Origin of the sequence: Sulfitobacter sp. TMED3, assembly GCF_002167505.1 — a bacterium.
Taxonomy (GTDB): Bacteria; Pseudomonadota; Alphaproteobacteria; order Rhodobacterales; family Rhodobacteraceae; genus Sulfitobacter; species Sulfitobacter pontiacus.
Genome location: NZ_NHBI01000005.1, coordinates 169,169 through 184,812, shown reverse-complemented (window position 1 = coordinate 184,812; position 15,644 = coordinate 169,169). Strand labels below are relative to the sequence as shown.

Sequence of the window (15,644 nt, the reverse complement as noted above, 5' to 3'; positions counted from 1 at the left end):
GGTCGCGCGGGGGCGGGGCCTGCCGTAGTCTGCCCCTATGACACATGNACCACAGCACNCGCNCCAAACNACCGCCCCCGAAGATGCCGCCACNGCAGACGGCAGCGCCTATCACTACGGTGTGATGCGGCGGGCGATTGATCTGATCGATGCCGCCGCNGACCCGCTGGCGCTGGATCAGATCGCGGGNGAAATGGGGATGAGCCCGGCGCATTTCCAGCGGCTCTTCTCGCAGTGGGTGGGGGTGTCGCCGAAACGCTATCAGCAATACCTGATGCTGGATCACGCCAAATCGCTGCTGCGCGACCGCTTTACCACGCTCGACACGGCGCACGAGCTGGGGTTGTCCGGCTCTGGCCGGCTGCACGACATGTTCCTGCGGTGGGAAGCCATGAGCCCCGGCGATTTCGCCCGCAAGGGCGACGGGCTTGTGATCTCGTGGGGGTGGTTCGACAGCCCCTTTGGCCCGGCGCTGGTTATGGGCACGCCGCGGGGGATCTGCGGGCTGGCTTTCTCGGCCGAGATGGGCACCGGTGCCGCGATGGAGGATTTGTGCCGTCGCTGGCCGGGNGCGACATTCCGCGAGGATCCGGCGGTGCTGCGCGACTGGGTGCAGATTGCCTTTGGNCTACAGGGAGACGGGACCGACAAAGCCCCGATGTATCTGATCGGCGCGCCCTTCCAGATCAAGGTGTGGGAGGCTTTGCTGGCGATCCCGTCGGGTCATGTGACCACCTATTCCGAGATCGCCCAGACCATCGGCACGCCCAAAGCGGTCCGCGCTGTGGGCACGGCGGTGGGGCGTAACCCGATCAGCTGGTTGATCCCCTGCCATCGCGCCCTGCGCAAATCCGGTGGGTTAGGGGGGTATCACTGGGGGCTGCCGGTCAAACGCGCCATGCTGGCCTTTGAATCCGCCCGCGTCGACGCNTGAGGNCATCGGCGGGNTGCTGCCTATGGGTTTGAAGCTGCCGGTTCAACGGGAACAAAGGCTGGTGTAAAGCGTTATGTGACGATTGCCTCGCCCGAACGGGGCCACAACTTAAAGGCAGAATAAGATATGACACTTTCGAAAACCTCCATTGCTGTAGCTCTGACAAGCGTTCTGGCGCTGGCTGCTTGTGAACCCGGTCCGATTGGNGGCAACCCCAACGACCCGAACGCCAACACTCGTAACGGTGCGCTGATCGGTGCAGGTACCGGTGCTGTGATCGGTGCGCTGTCCAAAGGCGACGGCAACCGTGCGCAAGGTGCCTTGGCCGGTGCGGTCGCTGGCGGTGCATTGGGTGCTGGCTATGGCTATTCGCTGGACAAGCAAGAGGCCGACCTGCGCCGTCAGCTGGATTCCGACGTGATCATCACCAACACAGGTGACCGCCTGATCGTGACCCTGCCGCAGGACATCCTGTTCGCGACAGACAGCACGCAGGTTCAGGCCGGTATGCAAAACGATCTGGCCGCACTGGCGCGGAACGTGAACGTCTACAGCAACTCCACGCTNCANATNGTCGGTCACACCGATAGCGATGGCGAAGCGTCCTATAACCAGCAGCTGTCCGAAGGCCGTGCGCGCGCCGTNGCGAATGTGCTGGTGTCGAACGGCGTTCCCGGCAGCCGCATCCAATCCGTGGGCCGTGGCGAAAGCCAGCCGGTGGCAAGCAACCTGAACGCAGCGGGCAAAGCGCAAAACCGCCGCGTTGAAATCGTGATCCTGCCAAACGCTGCCTAAGCGTTAGCGACATGAACGTGAAAGGGCCTCGGCATCTGCCGGGGCCCTTTTGCGTTTGAGNGGTNCCNTANGGGGGCTGACGGGCCGCCGCGGCGCTAGAGGTTGTCTTCGACGCGGAACCCNTCNGGGATGGTATCGCGCCCGTCCAGCATCAGNTCGGCCATGACCTCGGCCACTTTGGGGGCCATGCCGAACCCGATCTTGAACCCGCCATTGGCCACGAACTGCCCCGGAGCGNCGGGCAAGGGNCCCAGCATCGGGGCACGGCTGCGGCTGCGCGGGCGCACGCCGGCCCAGCGGGTGATCACCGGCGCATCTNGCAACACGGGCACNGCAGCGCGTGCGGCGGCGATCACGTCATCAAGCTGCGCGTCCGTCTCGGTGGGCGAGGTATANGCGCGCTCTGTCGTTGATCCGATGGCGGTGGTGCCGTCGCTATGCGGGATGATATGCACACCGCCCGCGAAAAGCTGTGGCAAGCCGCGCGCGTCATAGTCCAGCAGCGCGGCCTGACCCTTGACGCCTGCGCCGACCAGACGGCTATGATTGGCGGTCATATGCGCCAGCCCCGCGACGCCCGTCGCCCACAGNACCTGTCCGCGATCTTCGCCCTCCGCCTGCACCGTCACGCCTTTGGCCGCCAGNGCCCGCACCAGCGCGTCGCAGGCGTGGCGGGGNTGGATCAGACCGCTTAGCGTGTCGTGGATCAGCCAGCCGGTGGGGCTGTCNGGCTGCCANGGNGTNTCACTCGCGCGGATCACGGACCATGTGGCCTGACCCTGCCACAGCGCCTTGGCNGTTTCGGCCCGCTGCTGTGCCAGTGCCAATGCCGCGTCATCGGCNACGGGTTGNAGGCGCCCCTTGCGGGCATAGCCCGCGTTNCCNCCNCCNGCCTGNTCAACCTCTTGCCAGAACCCTTCGGCCATCAGCAGGCTGTCGCGTTGAAAGGCTTTCTTGGCGTTCCAGTTTTCAGGCACATGTGGGGCCAGCGCGCCGACGATACCGCCGCTGCTGCCTGCGGCGGGCCCATTCGGGTCGATCACTTGCACCGTCGCGCTGCGTTGCACGCAGGCCCATGCCACCGATAGCCCGAATATCCCCGCGCCGCGTATCGTGATTTCGGCCATTGCCAATCCTTGCCCTTTTTGCGCAGTGTTCGGCAACGCCCATAGCACAAGGCCATCCCATGGAGAACCAGACAGCTGATATCGAATGGAAAGACAGCGGTGTGCCCGTGTCCTCCAAGTTCGACGACCCGTACTTCAGCCTTGATAACGGGGTAGAGGAAACGCAGCATGTCTTTATCGACGGGAATGACCTGACCAACCGCTTCCGCGACGGGTTCCGCATCGGAGAGTTGGGGTTCGGCACGGGGCTGAACTTTCTCGTGGCTTGGGACGCGTGGGCGCGGCACGGCGCGAAGGGCACGCTGCATTTCACCTCGTTCGAAGCCTTTCCGATGTCGTCCGAGGATATGGCCCAAGCGCATCGGTCCTTTCCTGACTTCGACGGCAAGCGCGACGCGCTGCTGGACGCCTGGTCGCCCGAGGGTGGAGAGATGCGCTTTGGCGATGTGGTGCTGACCGTAGTGATCGGCGATGCGCGACGTGCGGTGCCCGCGTGGGACGGGCTGGCGGATGCGTGGTTTCTTGACGGGTTTTCCCCCGCCAAAAACCCCGAGTTGTGGGAGCCGGAGCTGCTGCACGATGTAGCACGGCACACGGCACCGTTTGGCACGGCCGCGACCTATACCGCCGCTGGCGCGGTCCGTCGCGCGCTGGAAAGCGCGGGCTTCGCGGTTGAGCGCACGACCGGCTATGGACGCAAGCGGCACATGACGCGGGCTGTGCGCGTATGAGCATGGCCACCAACCGCGCGGCGGCTGCGGCGCAGTCGAACAATATCCCGCTTGGTATCACCTTGATGGTGATCACGACCTTTGTGTTTGCGGTGCAGGACGGGCTGTCGCGGCATCTGGCGTCAGAATACAACGTGATGATGGTGGTGATGATCCGCTACTGGTTCTTCGCGGCCTTTGTGATCGCGCTGGCCAAGCGCCATGCGGGCGGGTTGCGGGCGGCGGCGCGGACCAGCCAGCCGGTGCTCCAGATATTCCGCGGGCTGCTGCTTGCGGCCGAGATCTGCGTGATGATCGTCGCCTTTACGATCCTTGGCCTTGTGGAAAGCCANGCGGTCTTTACCTGTTATCCGNTGCTGGTNGCCGCCCTGTCCGGCCCNGTNCTGGGGGANAGTGTCGGCTGGCGCAGATGGGCGGCGATCGGGGTCGGCTTTATCGGGGTGTTGATCATTCTGCAGCCGGGGATGAGCGTCTTTGACCCCGCCGCCGTGATCCCGCTGGTGGCGGCCGCGATGTTCGCGGTCTACGGGCTGCTGACCCGCTATGTCGGGCGCAAGGACAAGACCGCCACCAGCTTTTTCTGGACCGGCGTCACNGGGTCAGTGGCGATGACAGCCACGGGGCTGTGGTATTGGGAGCCGATGATCGCCAGCGACTGGCTGATCATGGGGTGCCTGTGCATCACCGGTGTCACGGGCCACTGGCTGTTGATCCGCTGCTACGAAGTGGCCGAGGCGAGCGCGGTGCAGCCCTTTGCCTATTTGCAACTGGTCTTTGCCGCGATCATCGGCATCAGCGCCTTTGGCGAAACCGTGCGCCCCAATGTCGCCATCGGGGCGGCGCTGATCGTCGCGGCGGGGCTATTCACCTTTTGGCGCGAACGGCAGAAGGGTCGTGCCCGTTAGTTCCTCGGTAAAGGGTTGGGGCAGGGGGTCTTTGCCCATGCGCGCNCGGTAAACGGGCAGGCTTTCGGTCACCCGCATCACATAGTTCTGCGTCTCGCGGAAAGGGATCATCTCTATCCAGTCGACGATATCNATGTCGCCCTCGCGCGGGTCGCCNTAGGTGTCCATCCAGCGCGTCGGACGCGAGGGNCCCGCGTTATACGCGGCCGAGACCATGACCACATTCCCGTTAAACCGGCCNGCCATCTGCGACAGGTATTCGGACCCCAGCAAAGCGTTGTATTCNGGGTCGGCGGTCAGCCGGTCGGTGGTGTGCAGCGCGCTGATCTCCAGATCGCGCGCGACATCCTTGGCCGTGGCGGGCATCAGCTGCATCAGACCGCGTGCGCCCACATGGCTNTGNACCACGGGATCGAATTCGCTTTCGCGGCGGGCGATGGCCAGCACCATCTCGGGGGCCATGTTCAGGTCCAGCTTGATCGCATCATGCAGCGCGTAATAGGGGCCGGCGATGGTGATGCCCCGTTGCGCCACACGTTTGCCGATCATCACGGCCAGATGCGGCTGGCCCACGTCAATCGCGGCCTGTCCCAGAAGGGCAGCGTCTTCGGTGATCAGCTGCTCTGCCAGATGGGTCCAGAACCGTTCGGCGGTCGACAGCTCGCCCGAGGCTTGCAGCAACAGCCCCGCCTGAAATAGCGGTGCCTGTGCCAGCGCCGATGTGCGCCAGTCCTGTTCAGGGGGCGCGCCTGCAAGGCTTGTGTCGAACGGCAGATTGCCCCGCTCTGCCGCAAGCAGACCGTAGAAAGAGGATTGGAACTTCGCGCCTTGGGCATAGGCTTTGGCCGCGCCCTCGGCATCGCCCATGGCCTGATACGCGCGGCCCTGCCAATAGCCCGCGCGCCCTTGGCTGATGGGGGATTCTACCGCGCCGTCATGGGCCTGAAAGTGACCAAGCGCCAGCTTGGGGTCTTTGAGAAACCGCAGCGCGATATAGCCCGACAGCCATTCAAGGTCCGCGAAATGTGACCCTTCGGACAGGAAGTGTTTCGACGCCATCTGATAGGCCCGCGCCGGATCGCCATTGCGCATTTCATCCCGCGCCAGCGCGCGGCGGCGGTTGGCCCATGCGGCGGGCTGACCAAGGGCCGCAGCGCTGACCGATTGCGACAGCATCAGATCCTTGGCGCTGTCGCCGTAGCCTTTGCGGATGCGCCATTCGAAGCGGTCGGCCTGTAGCCCCGGATCACCGGCCTTGCTGGCGGGCAGCGCGTCGATCAGGGCGTTTACGTCGCCGTCCAGATTTTGCAAGGCGATGCGGGTTTCGGCCAGCGCCTTGTCGGCATCACTGACCAGATCGAACATCTGGCGGGCTTCGGCGTGTTCCCGTTGCCATAGCATCTCGTCCAGACGGGCGGCGTGGTGCGGTTTCAGCAAAGGCCCATGCGCGTCAATGAACTTTGCCTGATCGTTCCCGCTCATGGGCAGGGTACGCCACGCCAGCACCAGCCGCGCCTGTGCCTCGCCCAGACGATCCGCACGCAGCAGCGCTGCGGCATGGGCCAGCACACCCTCGGGCGTCTGCGGGCCCTGACCGGTAAAGAAATCCAGTATCGCCTTGTCACCCTCGCGGATCACGGCCTCTTCGGACTGTCTGCGCAGATAGGCCTCNCCCGGCCAATCAGGGCGGCGGNNAAGGAAATCTGTCACCTCGGCATAGGTGCCCCNTCCGGCGCGCAGGCGGTGCCATTCNATCACATCNACCGCAACGGCCCCGTCACGGCGCGCNATCAGGGCGGCATTNTCCCAGCTGCCCGCGCGCATGGCGTCCATCGCCCATCCCAGCGGACGCGGCCTTTCGGCNTGGGCCGGAAGGGCGAGGGCAAAAACCATCGTCAGCGTCGCCAAGGCGCGTCTCATCACTTGCATTTCCTACTGGTCAAAGGCTACAGCCTTGCAACATACNGCGCGGCGCGGGGGTTTCAACTCAACTTGCCGCTATCAGCAATTGGGCGCTTGCCCAGCAACGCAAGAATAGGAGCGTGCATATGCTACAAGGTTCACTACCTGCACTCGTCACGCCGTTCACGGACGGCGCGCTGGATTTGGCCACGCTCAAGAAGCTGGTGGAATGGCACATCGCGGAAGGATCGAACGGGCTGGTGCCTGTCGGGACCACCGGTGAATCGCCCACCCTGACCCATGCCGAGCATGAAACCGTTGTCGCCGAAGTCGTCAAAGCCGCCGCGGGTCGTATCCCCGTCGTTGCAGGTGCCGGTTCGAACAACACGACCGAAAGCATCCGTCTGGCCAAACACGCCGAAAGCGTCGGTGCCGATGCGGTTCTGGTGGTCACGCCCTATTANAACAAGCCGACCCAAGCCGGTCTGATCGCGCATTTCACCGCGATCCACGAGGCCTGCGGTCTGCCGATCATCATCTACAATATCCCCGGCCGTTCGGTCGTTGATATGCTGCCCGAAACCATGGCGGAGCTGGCCAAGCTGCCGCGCATCATCGGTGTCAAGGATGCCACCGGCGATCTGGCGCGGGTCTGTGACCAGCGGATGCTGTGCGGGCCGGATTTTGTCCAGCTCTCGGGCGAGGACGCCACAGCGCACGGGTTCAACGCCCAAGGCGGCGTTGGCTGTATCTCTGTCACCGCGAATGTCGCGCCCAANCTGCTAAGCCAGATGCAGGCGTTCTGCCTTGCGGGGGACTATGCGTCGGCGCTGGAAATCCAGGACAAGCTGATGCCGCTGCACAATGCGATCTTCACCGAGCCGGGCCTGGTGGGTGTGAAGTACGCGATGGCGCGTCTGGGATTGTGTTCGGACGAGGTGCGCCTGCCACTGGTGCCGCTGACCGATGCCACCAAAGCGCTGGTGGATCACGGGTTGAAGCACGCGGGTCTGCTTGACTGATCACGCGGTAAAATCACGGTTAAGACGGGGCGGCATCTAGCCGCCCTTTTTTATGGGCAAGACCCAGCCAATCGATCAGCGCATAAAAAAGGCCCCGGCGAAACGCCGAGGCCTAATGTGAATATCTGCCTTCGGGAGCAGAAAACGCTTATGGGCAAGCAGCCGTGTAACGCTGACCTGCGGAGTTCTGGTAGACACACTGGCCATTTTTGCCGCGGCCCAGGTATGCACCTGCAGCAGCGCCAGCCAAGCCACCCAGAACGGCGCCTTTGGTTTTGTCATCGTCGCCCGAGACGACAGCACCCAGAGCCGCACCAGCAGCAGCGCCGGTTACAGAAGATTGAGTCTGCGTTTCGCAAGCGGCGAGTGCGCCAACCATAGGCAGGACCAAAAGTAGCTTTTTCATGATATACTCCATACTAGCTTCAGTACTTAACGCTATGTGACGGGTTTGGTTCCAGCAAGATTTCTTTGATCGGCAATAAAGTGCCGGAGCGGCAGCCTATTTGCTGCCGAACACCCGACCCATTGCCCCATCCACAGCCGCGATGATCTGATCAATATCGTCCTTCTTCGCGATCAATGCAGGGCTGAAGCAGAGCGTGTTGTTCTTACCCGGCACCGACCGGTTGGTCGCCCCGATGATCACGCCCTGCGCCATGCAGTCTGCGACGACCGCCTGAATCTGCGCTTCGACAACGGGAACGCGGGTGCTGCGGTCCTGGACCAGCTCTGCGCCAAGGAACAGACCCTTGCCGCGCACCTGACCGATCACGTCATATTTGTCCGACAGCTCTTCAAGCTCTTCGAGCATGTACTGCCCCATGTCGCGGGTGTTTTGCAGCAGGTTTTCGCGTTCGATAATCGCCATGTTTTCAATCGCGGCGGTGGGGCCCGCGGTGCAGCCCCCGAAGGTAGAGATATCGCGGAAGTAGTTCAGCGGGTCGCTGGCGTCATCCTTGAATAGGTTAAAGACCTCTTCCGTCGTCACCAGACAGGCAATCGCCGCATAGCCCGAGGCCACACCCTTGGCCATCGTAACCATATCGGGCTGGACGCCGAAATGCTGGTAGCCGAACCATTCGCCGGTGCGCCCGATACCGCAGACGACTTCGTCGATGTGCAGCAGCACGTCATACTTGCGGCAAATCTCTTGCACCCGTTCCCAGTAGCCGTCCGGAGGCGTGATAACACCACCGCCCGCCGTGACGGGTTCAAGACACAGCCCGCCCACGGTGTCGGGCCCTTCGGCGAGGATGATCTTCTCGATCTGATCCGCAGCCCAAACGCCGTAGTTATCCTCTGGCGCGCCGTCTTGCTCGAACTTGCGATACTCCAGACAGTGGGGCACGCGGACGAACCCGTCGGTGAAGGGGCCGTATTGCGCATTGCGTTCTTCCTGACCGCCCGCAGACAGACAAGCGATGGTCGTGCCGTGGTAGTCGCGGTCGCGATACAGGATTTTGTGCTTCTTGCCGCCATAGCGTTTGTGGGCGATCTGGCGGATCATCTTGAAGGCTTTCTCGTTCGCCTCGGAGCCGGAGTTGCAATAGTACAGGCGGCTCATGCCCGGCATCTTGTCGATCAGCTTTTCCGCAAAATGCGACCCCGGAATAGACCCGGCAGACCCCGCAAAATAGTTCAGCTTGATCAGCTGGTCGCGCACGGCGTTGGCAATGCTTTCACGGCCATAGCCGACGTTGACGGTCCAGACCCCACCGGACACCGCGTCCAGATGCTCTTTGCCCTTCTGGTCCCAGACACGCATGCCTTTGCCTTCGACAATGATCCGTGGGTCCGTGGTTTCATAGGCTTTGTGCTGGCTGAGGTGGTGCCAGATGTGCGCGCGATCTGCCTCGACCACACGGGAGATATCGTTTTCGCTAAATGTACCATCCATGTGCGTGACCTTTCCGAGGTTGGGATTGGGGGCGGGTGGCAAAGCACCCTGTTTTCAAGGCCCCATCGCAAACGCGCCTCGCGTCTGTTTCGGCCCATGTGCAGTGATTGTTAGGAGCAACTTCCCCCTCTGAAAAGGAAAAACCTGCCACATAGGGGGGCGGGGCCGGGAAGATAGACGCAAAAAGGGCCGGAATTGATTAAAATTCCGGCCCCTAAGCGATTGATTGATCTGTATTTCCCCGTTTTCAGACCGGGGGTAGGTCTTGCGGCTTATTTCGGGCGAAAGCTCGACTTGCCGCGTTTGGGGGCTGCATCGCCGCCACCGGCTTTGCCCGTGGGTTTGCCGCCCTTGGGTTTCGCGCCCACTTTGCCCGGTGGGACAAAGCGTTTCGACGGGTCAGCGGCGCGGGCCTTGAACGGTTTATCCGCTGGTTTGCCGTCGCCACGGGGGCGGTCCGCCCCACGATCCGCTGGCTTTTCCTTTTTCCAGACGGCTTTGGCTTTGGGCTTGCCGCCGGGTTTGTCAAAGCTGTCGGGCTTGCCCGCAGATTTGGGTTTAGGCGTGGCACCGGGCTTCATCGGAGACCGTTCGGTCTTGTGCGACTTGGGCGGGCGTTCGCCTTTGGGGGCTTTGGGCTTGTCAAACTTCGGCTTGTCGCCGCGCGGTTTGTCGAACCCTTTATCGGGGCGCGGGCCGCGAGGTTTGTCGTAGGTAACCGATGCTTCTTCGGTGCTGGCCGCACGTGGTTTGCGCGGTGCACGTGGTGCGTCGGGGTCATAGGGTGCGCGGTCGGGGCGGGGGCCGTGATTGGGGCGTGGGCCACGATCGGGGCGCGGGCCGTTGTCAGAACGGGGGCCGCCACGGTTCGGTTTGGGGCCACGGCCGCCGGGCTTGGGCCCGCGCGACAGATCGGGGGCCTTGTCCAGCTTGGTCACAACCGCGCCGTCTTCGACCTTCATGTCGGGGCCAAGCGCGTTGGTGAATTTATCTGCCGAGGTCGCGAGGATCTCGACAAAGGTATGGCTGGGCTGCACGCGGATCGCGCCCACGTCATCCTTGGTCAGATCGCCCATGCGACAGATCATCGGCAGGATGGTGCGGGGTTCAGCGTCATCGTTGCGCCCGATCGAGATCGAGAACCAGACCGACGGGCCAAAGTCGCCACGGGGGCGTTCGTCGGCAGGGGTGCCGGGCTCTGCCAGCTGCTCGGGCGCGGACTGGCGTGCACGGTACAGGTTCACAAAGGCCGTCGCCAGTTGCTCGGCGCTGAACTGTTCGACCAGATTGGCAACAAAGCCCGCTGCATCATCGGGGATCGGGTCAGACCATGCGGAATCGGCCAGCAAGCGCTTTTCGTCTTCGGCGTTCACTTCTTCAGCAGAGGGCGGGTTGGCCCATTCGACCTTCAGCTTGGCGCCGCCCAGCAGACGGTTTGCCTTGCTGCGCATCTTGGCCGGAACGATCAGCGCGGACACACCCTTGCGACCGGCACGACCGGTACGGCCCGAGCGGTGCAGCAACGTGTCAGAGTTCGACGGCAGATCGGCATGCACCACCAGTTCGAGGTTGGGCAGGTCGATCCCGCGTGCGGCAACATCTGTTGCAATACAGACGCGCGCGCGCCCGTCGCGCAGCGCTTGCAGGGCGTTGGTGCGTTCGGATTGCGTCAGCTCGCCCGACAGCGCCACGACCGAAAAGCCGCGGTTGGTAAAGCGGGTGGTCAGGCGTGCGACGGCGGCGCGGGTGTTGCAGAAGACGATGGCGTTTTTCGCCTCGTAAAAGCGCAGCACGTTGATGATCGCGTTTTCAGTGTCGCGCGGGTGCACGTTCAGCGCACGGTATTCGATGTCGGCGTGTTGTTTCTTTTCGCCNACGGTTTCGACGCGCTGCGCATCACGCTGGTAGGATTTGGCCAGCTTGGCGATCGCCGCAGGCACGGTGGCCGAGAACAACAGNGTGCGGCGNTCTTCCGGCGCTTCGGAGAGGATGAATTCCAGCTCTTCGCGGAAACCCAGATCAAGCATCTCGTCCGCTTCATCCAGCACCACGGCACGAATGTCGGACAGGTTGATGTTGTTGCGTTTGATGTGGTCGCACAGGCGGCCCGGTGTCGCGACGACGATATGNGCNCCACGGTCCAGCGCACGGCGTTCGGTGCGTGTGTCCATNCCGCCNACGCAGGTGGTCACGACCGCACCGGCCTTGCCATANAGCCACGTCAGCTCGCGGCTGACCTGCATGGCCAATTCGCGGGTCGGTGCGATGATCAGCGCCAGGGGCGCACCGGCGTGTCCGAATTTTTCATCGTCGCCCAAAAGGGTCGGTGCGATGGCCAGACCAAAGGCCACTGTCTTGCCGGACCCCGTCTGGGCTGACACCAGTAGGTCGGCTTCGACCAGATCTGGGTTGGTAACCGCCTCTTGGACGGGGGTAAGCGAATCATAGCCTTGGGTGGCAAGCGCGTCTGCGATGGTTTGGATCAAGGGATTGTCCTGTCTGAGAAAATGTCGCGCTACAAATACGCGCGTCGCGGCAAAAGCGGATACGCCAGCCACGTGTTGCGCCCGTCCCTAGTCGGTTGTGACGCAAATGTACATCTCTTTGTCAGATGCGCAGGGCAAGGCAGCTATGCTTGCCCGTNGCTCTTTCAGGCGCTGACGGCATCCCCCCAAGCGGACATCACCTCTGTCACGCCGGTNTTTTCGTCGCCTGCGCGCCCGACAGCAGAGGGGCAAGCGAAGTGATAGGGGAAGATCGTGCGCGGCGCGGTCACCACATTGTCCAGCGTGTCTTGCAGCGTCGCGATCACCTGCGGCGGCAGCGCCTGATCCACGATGGTCACATCGGCAAGGCTCATATCCGTGCGCGGCGCATGAAAGGCGGTTTCCAGATCCATCCCGTAGTCCAGCAGCAGTGAGGTCAGTTNGACCACAGCGGGCATGATCTTGCGCCCGCCAGACGCCCCAAGCGCGAATTGCGCACCGTCGGCACGCTCCAGCAGGGTGGGGCACATATTCGCAAGGCAACGTTTATCCGGCCCAAGCGAGTTCGGCTTGCCCTGTTCAGGGTCAAACCACATGATGCCATTGTTCATCAGGATGCCCGATTGCGGCAGCATCATCCGCGAGCCAAAGATCGACAGCAGCGTTTGGGTGACGGCGACCATATTACCAGCTGCATCAACGACGCTGAAATGTGTGGTGCAGGACGGATCGGGTTCATGTTCGATATCGCCCATCGTNTCATAGCGTTCNTGGTTGGCCTGCCGGATGGCACGGTCATAAGCGATGAANGCNTCGGCGTCGGGGGNGTCTGTGCCNGGCTGCCANGCGGTCATNAGATCAAGGGCGCGGCGCATGGTCGGGCCAGCGGTCAGGGTCGGTGTGGCGATGACCTCGTGCCCGCGGTAGGCATAGTGCATCGCGTCGACCAATGTCGCCTGATACTGCGCCAGATCCTCGGCCGTATGGTGNCCGCCNGCGGCTTGCAGATCGGCGACGATGGATTGCGCCAANGNCCCTTCGTAAAACGCGCGCGGTCCGTCCTTGGCCACGGTGCGCAGCGANGCGGCAAGACGGCCAAGGTCGCATNTCGTCTCGCCCAAGGCGGTCCAGCCAGAGGATTTGGGAAAGCCGTCTTCGTCCAGAAAGGTCTCGGCCGAGGCGGGGAAGGGGGCGAGGTCTTTGGCCGAACCACCAAGGATCAGCTGCGTGTACCAGTCCACAGGCAGACCATCATCGGCAAGCTTGATCGCAGGGGCCAGCAGATCGGCCCAAGGTTTCGTGGCAAAGCTTTCATGCGCCAGACCCATGCCAGCGACCTGACCGGGAATGGCAATCGCCTTGGCCCCGAANACATTGCGGTCTTCCAGCACCGAAGGCCAGGGGAANAGATCGCNCGCCTTGCCGCCGACGATGGGGTAGTCCGCGATATCCAGCCCCTTGGGGGATTTCATCCCGAATTCGATGACCTTGGCCGTCTTTTCGCCCGCCATGCGCACGACCATAAAGCCGCCGCCGCCCATACCGCTCATCCAGGGTTCAGCCGCGCCAAGCGCAAAGGAGGTGGCAATCGCCGCATCCACCGCATTGCCGCCCTGCGCCATGACATCCGCCCCGACCTGCGCGGCGACACGGCTTTGCGAGGCGACGATCCCCTTGCGGCTGCGGGTCGCGGGTTTGGTGATCTGCCAAGAGGCATTCTGCTGCTGGGTCATTGGGGGCATCCTGATGTTTAGATGTGCCTACCCAACGCCAGTGTCAGCAGATTTGCAACCTTGAGGGGCACCGCGGCCCCATTGGTCAGTTGCTTTGTGTCGGTGCCGCTGAAAATGCGAACACGGGGGGCTGCGTCATCTCGTTCGACGGCGCGGATTTCGCNTCGGGATAGATGAACCCGTTGATCGGATAGACGCTGCCGTANGACCCGGCCTGGCTTTCAAGGCGCACATCGGACCAGTCGTTCAGCGGAGATACGTCTTGNACGCTCATCCCAAGCGAGATCTTGTTGCGCTTCCAATTGGCGTGATCGACCTTGATCTCGCGCGGGGAAACGACTTCGGAGACGACGGCAACATGGCCCATGGGGTTCCGGCTGGTGCCTTTGAACGCCATGACCGACCCGACGACGGGTTCTTTGCCGCGCTCGTACAGGCCGTTGGCTTGCGCCCACCACGTATTGGCATTGCCGCGGATTTGAACGCCGCTGGCATTGCGTGCGAANGGCACGCACCAGACGCGCTGACCTTTGGATTGCAAAACGCGCACCTCGCGGATTGCCATGGCGTGCAGGTCGGGGTTGATACCCGCCTGACCAATGGTCTGAATTTCAGACGGGCCGCGGGCGCAGGCTGCTGTCATCAGCAGGGCCACACACAAAAAAGGAATTCCGACTTTCGATGACCACTGGCGTTTCACGCTCATTTATCTGTCCTGCTGCCCGTTTCACTCACCTTACTGTCCCAGTAAAGTCCGGCAGACATTCCGCGATTCTCGGCCAAAAACAAAGCGTCAGGATTTTCGTGGGCAAAATTCCGCCGCTATTATTGCAAATTGTTAATTTTCGGGAACCGGGCGGAGGCCGCCGATTTCGACAATCAGGTCCAGCAGCTCTGCCACACCCTTATCGTGTTTCATCTCGGCAAAGAGATAGGGCAGATCGCCGCGCATCCGTTTGGCGTCACGGTCCATCACCTCTAGCGACGCNCCCACATGCGGGGCGAGGTCGGTTTTNTTGATGATCAGGATATCCGACTTGGTGATCGCTGGCCCGCCCTTGCGCGGGATCTCTTCGCCCGCAGCNACGTCGATNACATAAAGNGTCACATCCGCCAGTTCGGGGCTGAAGGTCGCCGACAGGTTATCGCCACCGGATTCGATCAGCACGCAGTCCAGATCGGGGTGGCGGTNGCGCATCCGNGCGACGGCGGCAAGNTTGATCGAGGCATCCTCGCGGATNGCGGTATGGGGGCANCCGCCGGTTTCGACCCCGATGATCCGGTCCTGCGGCAAGACCTGAAGCCGCATGAGCGCTTCGGCGTCCTCTTGGGTGTAGATATCATTGGTGATCACGCCGATCGACCAGCGGTCGCGCATGGCACGGCACAGGGCGGCGGTCGTTGTCGTCTTGCCCGCGCCAACGGGGCCACCAATGCCAATACGAAGCGGTCCATGGGGGGAGGTCATGTCTGGAACATCCTTGAGTAAAGCGTTTCATGTCGCATCGACGCGATATCGGCCAGAAANCAGGCGCTGCCGATGTCGTCGATGGTTTGGGTCAGGGCCAGCGTCACCGTGTGGTGGCACAGCGGGGCAAGGGCGGTGATCACCCGCTGCCCGTCCGTTTGCCCCAAGGGCACCGCGCGGATCGCGGCAGACACCAGTGCGCTGACGAAGGCGTGCAGGAACAGCTGCGCGCCTTGTTCCACGGGCAGCCCCTGCGCCGCGCAGGCCGCGCCAAAGGCGACGGGCAGCGTCAGGTCGGGGAGGTCATGCCCCCAGACGTCATTGACCACCCGCACAAAGGCCGCGCCCTGTTGGGTCATCTCGGTCAGCCGCTCTGACGAGGGGGCCAGCGCGCGCGCCAGCGCATCCACCTCGTCCATCCCCTTGCCCGCAAAGCCAGCGTTCAGCAGGATCGCATCGGTCCGGCCCGCACCNTNGGTGANGATNTCCGACAGCCACGCCTGAAGGCTGGCCGCATCGTGAATGGTGCCGTCCTGCACGGCCATTTCCAGCCCGTGGCTATAGCTGAACGCGCCGATGGGAAAGCTGGGCGACAGCCATTGCGCGAGCGTGATCAGNGCTTGGGTTTGCATCGTCCGGCN

The 15,644-nt window shown here is 62.9% G+C and carries 14 protein-coding genes; 5 read left to right on the top strand and 9 right to left on the bottom strand.

Features of this window, described 5'->3' with window-relative positions; genetic code table 11:
- Positions 1-37 precede the first annotated feature (37 nt).
- The gene (locus tag CBB63_RS02130; protein WP_286697964.1) at positions 38-934 is read left to right on the top strand and encodes a methylated-DNA--[protein]-cysteine S-methyltransferase; all 897 of its coding nucleotides are present in this window, start codon (positions 38-40) and stop codon (positions 932-934) included.
- Positions 935-1,060: 126 nt separating this feature from the next.
- Entirely contained in the window at positions 1,061-1,729 is a 669-nt protein-coding gene (locus CBB63_RS02125) for a YiaD family glycine zipper/OmpA-like lipoprotein (RefSeq protein WP_286697963.1), read from the top strand.
- A gap of 95 nt (positions 1,730-1,824) precedes the next feature.
- Here the strand turns inward: CBB63_RS02125 and CBB63_RS02120 are convergent, their stop codons facing one another.
- Positions 1,825-2,856, bottom strand: a complete 1,032-nt coding sequence (locus tag CBB63_RS02120) for an NAD(P)/FAD-dependent oxidoreductase (RefSeq protein WP_286697962.1) — start codon at positions 2,854-2,856, stop codon at positions 1,825-1,827.
- Between the two features lie 59 nt (positions 2,857-2,915).
- Between CBB63_RS02120 and mnmC2 the strand changes: the two genes are divergently transcribed.
- Together mnmC2 and CBB63_RS02110 are read left to right on the top strand one after the other, a co-directional pair.
- Positions 2,916-3,587, top strand: a complete 672-nt coding sequence (gene mnmC2, locus CBB63_RS02115) for a tRNA (5-methylaminomethyl-2-thiouridine)(34)-methyltransferase MnmC2 (protein ID WP_037943053.1) — start codon at positions 2,916-2,918, stop codon at positions 3,585-3,587.
- Complete coding sequence (locus CBB63_RS02110) at positions 3,584-4,492, top strand: DMT family transporter (protein ID WP_286697961.1); 909 nt, start codon at positions 3,584-3,586, stop codon at positions 4,490-4,492. The genes mnmC2 and CBB63_RS02110 overlap by 4 nt, the downstream gene beginning before the upstream one ends.
- Here CBB63_RS02110 and CBB63_RS02105 read toward each other — a convergent pair.
- On the bottom strand, positions 4,448-6,421 hold the full coding sequence (locus CBB63_RS02105; protein WP_286697960.1) for a lytic transglycosylase domain-containing protein: 1,974 nt from the start codon (positions 6,419-6,421) through the stop codon (positions 4,448-4,450). The two genes, CBB63_RS02110 and CBB63_RS02105, sit on opposite strands and share 45 nt — an antisense overlap.
- A 119-nt stretch (positions 6,422-6,540) precedes the next feature.
- Here CBB63_RS02105 and dapA point away from each other — a divergent pair, with 119 nt between their 5' ends.
- On the top strand, positions 6,541-7,416 hold the full coding sequence (gene dapA, locus CBB63_RS02100; RefSeq protein WP_286697959.1) for a 4-hydroxy-tetrahydrodipicolinate synthase: 876 nt from the start codon (positions 6,541-6,543) through the stop codon (positions 7,414-7,416).
- Positions 7,417-7,564: 148 nt separating this feature from the next.
- Here dapA and CBB63_RS02095 read toward each other — a convergent pair whose 3' ends face one another.
- The 7 genes from CBB63_RS02095 to CBB63_RS02065 form a co-directional block, all read right to left on the bottom strand.
- Positions 7,565-7,822 carry a YMGG-like glycine zipper-containing protein gene (locus tag CBB63_RS02095; protein WP_037944890.1) on the bottom strand — a complete coding sequence of 86 codons (258 nt, stop codon included), beginning with the start codon at positions 7,820-7,822 and terminating at the stop codon, positions 7,565-7,567.
- A 96-nt stretch (positions 7,823-7,918) separates the two neighbouring features.
- Positions 7,919-9,316: an aminotransferase family protein gene (locus CBB63_RS02090; RefSeq protein ID WP_009825899.1), complete on the bottom strand. Its 1,398-nt coding sequence runs from the start codon at positions 9,314-9,316 to the stop codon at positions 7,919-7,921.
- A gap of 272 nt (positions 9,317-9,588) precedes the next feature.
- Positions 9,589-11,802, bottom strand: a complete 2,214-nt coding sequence (locus CBB63_RS02085) for a DEAD/DEAH box helicase (RefSeq protein ID WP_286697958.1) — start codon at positions 11,800-11,802, stop codon at positions 9,589-9,591.
- A 164-nt stretch (positions 11,803-11,966) separates the two neighbouring features.
- Positions 11,967-13,535, bottom strand: a complete 1,569-nt coding sequence (locus CBB63_RS02080; protein ID WP_286697957.1) for a gamma-glutamyltransferase — start codon at positions 13,533-13,535, stop codon at positions 11,967-11,969.
- 85 nt (positions 13,536-13,620) lie between these two features.
- On the bottom strand, positions 13,621-14,241 hold the full coding sequence (locus CBB63_RS02075; RefSeq protein WP_286697956.1) for a CHAP domain-containing protein: 621 nt from the start codon (positions 14,239-14,241) through the stop codon (positions 13,621-13,623).
- Positions 14,242-14,373: 132 nt separating this feature from the next.
- A complete protein-coding gene (gene ureG, locus CBB63_RS02070) occupies positions 14,374-15,003 on the bottom strand; it encodes an urease accessory protein UreG (RefSeq protein ID WP_286697955.1) in 630 nt (209 codons plus the stop codon).
- Positions 15,000-15,635, bottom strand: coding sequence for an urease accessory protein UreF (locus CBB63_RS02065; protein ID WP_286697954.1), 636 nt, complete (start codon positions 15,633-15,635; stop codon positions 15,000-15,002). Before CBB63_RS02065 ends, ureG begins: the two co-directional genes overlap by 4 nt.
- Positions 15,636-15,644 lie beyond the last annotated feature (9 nt).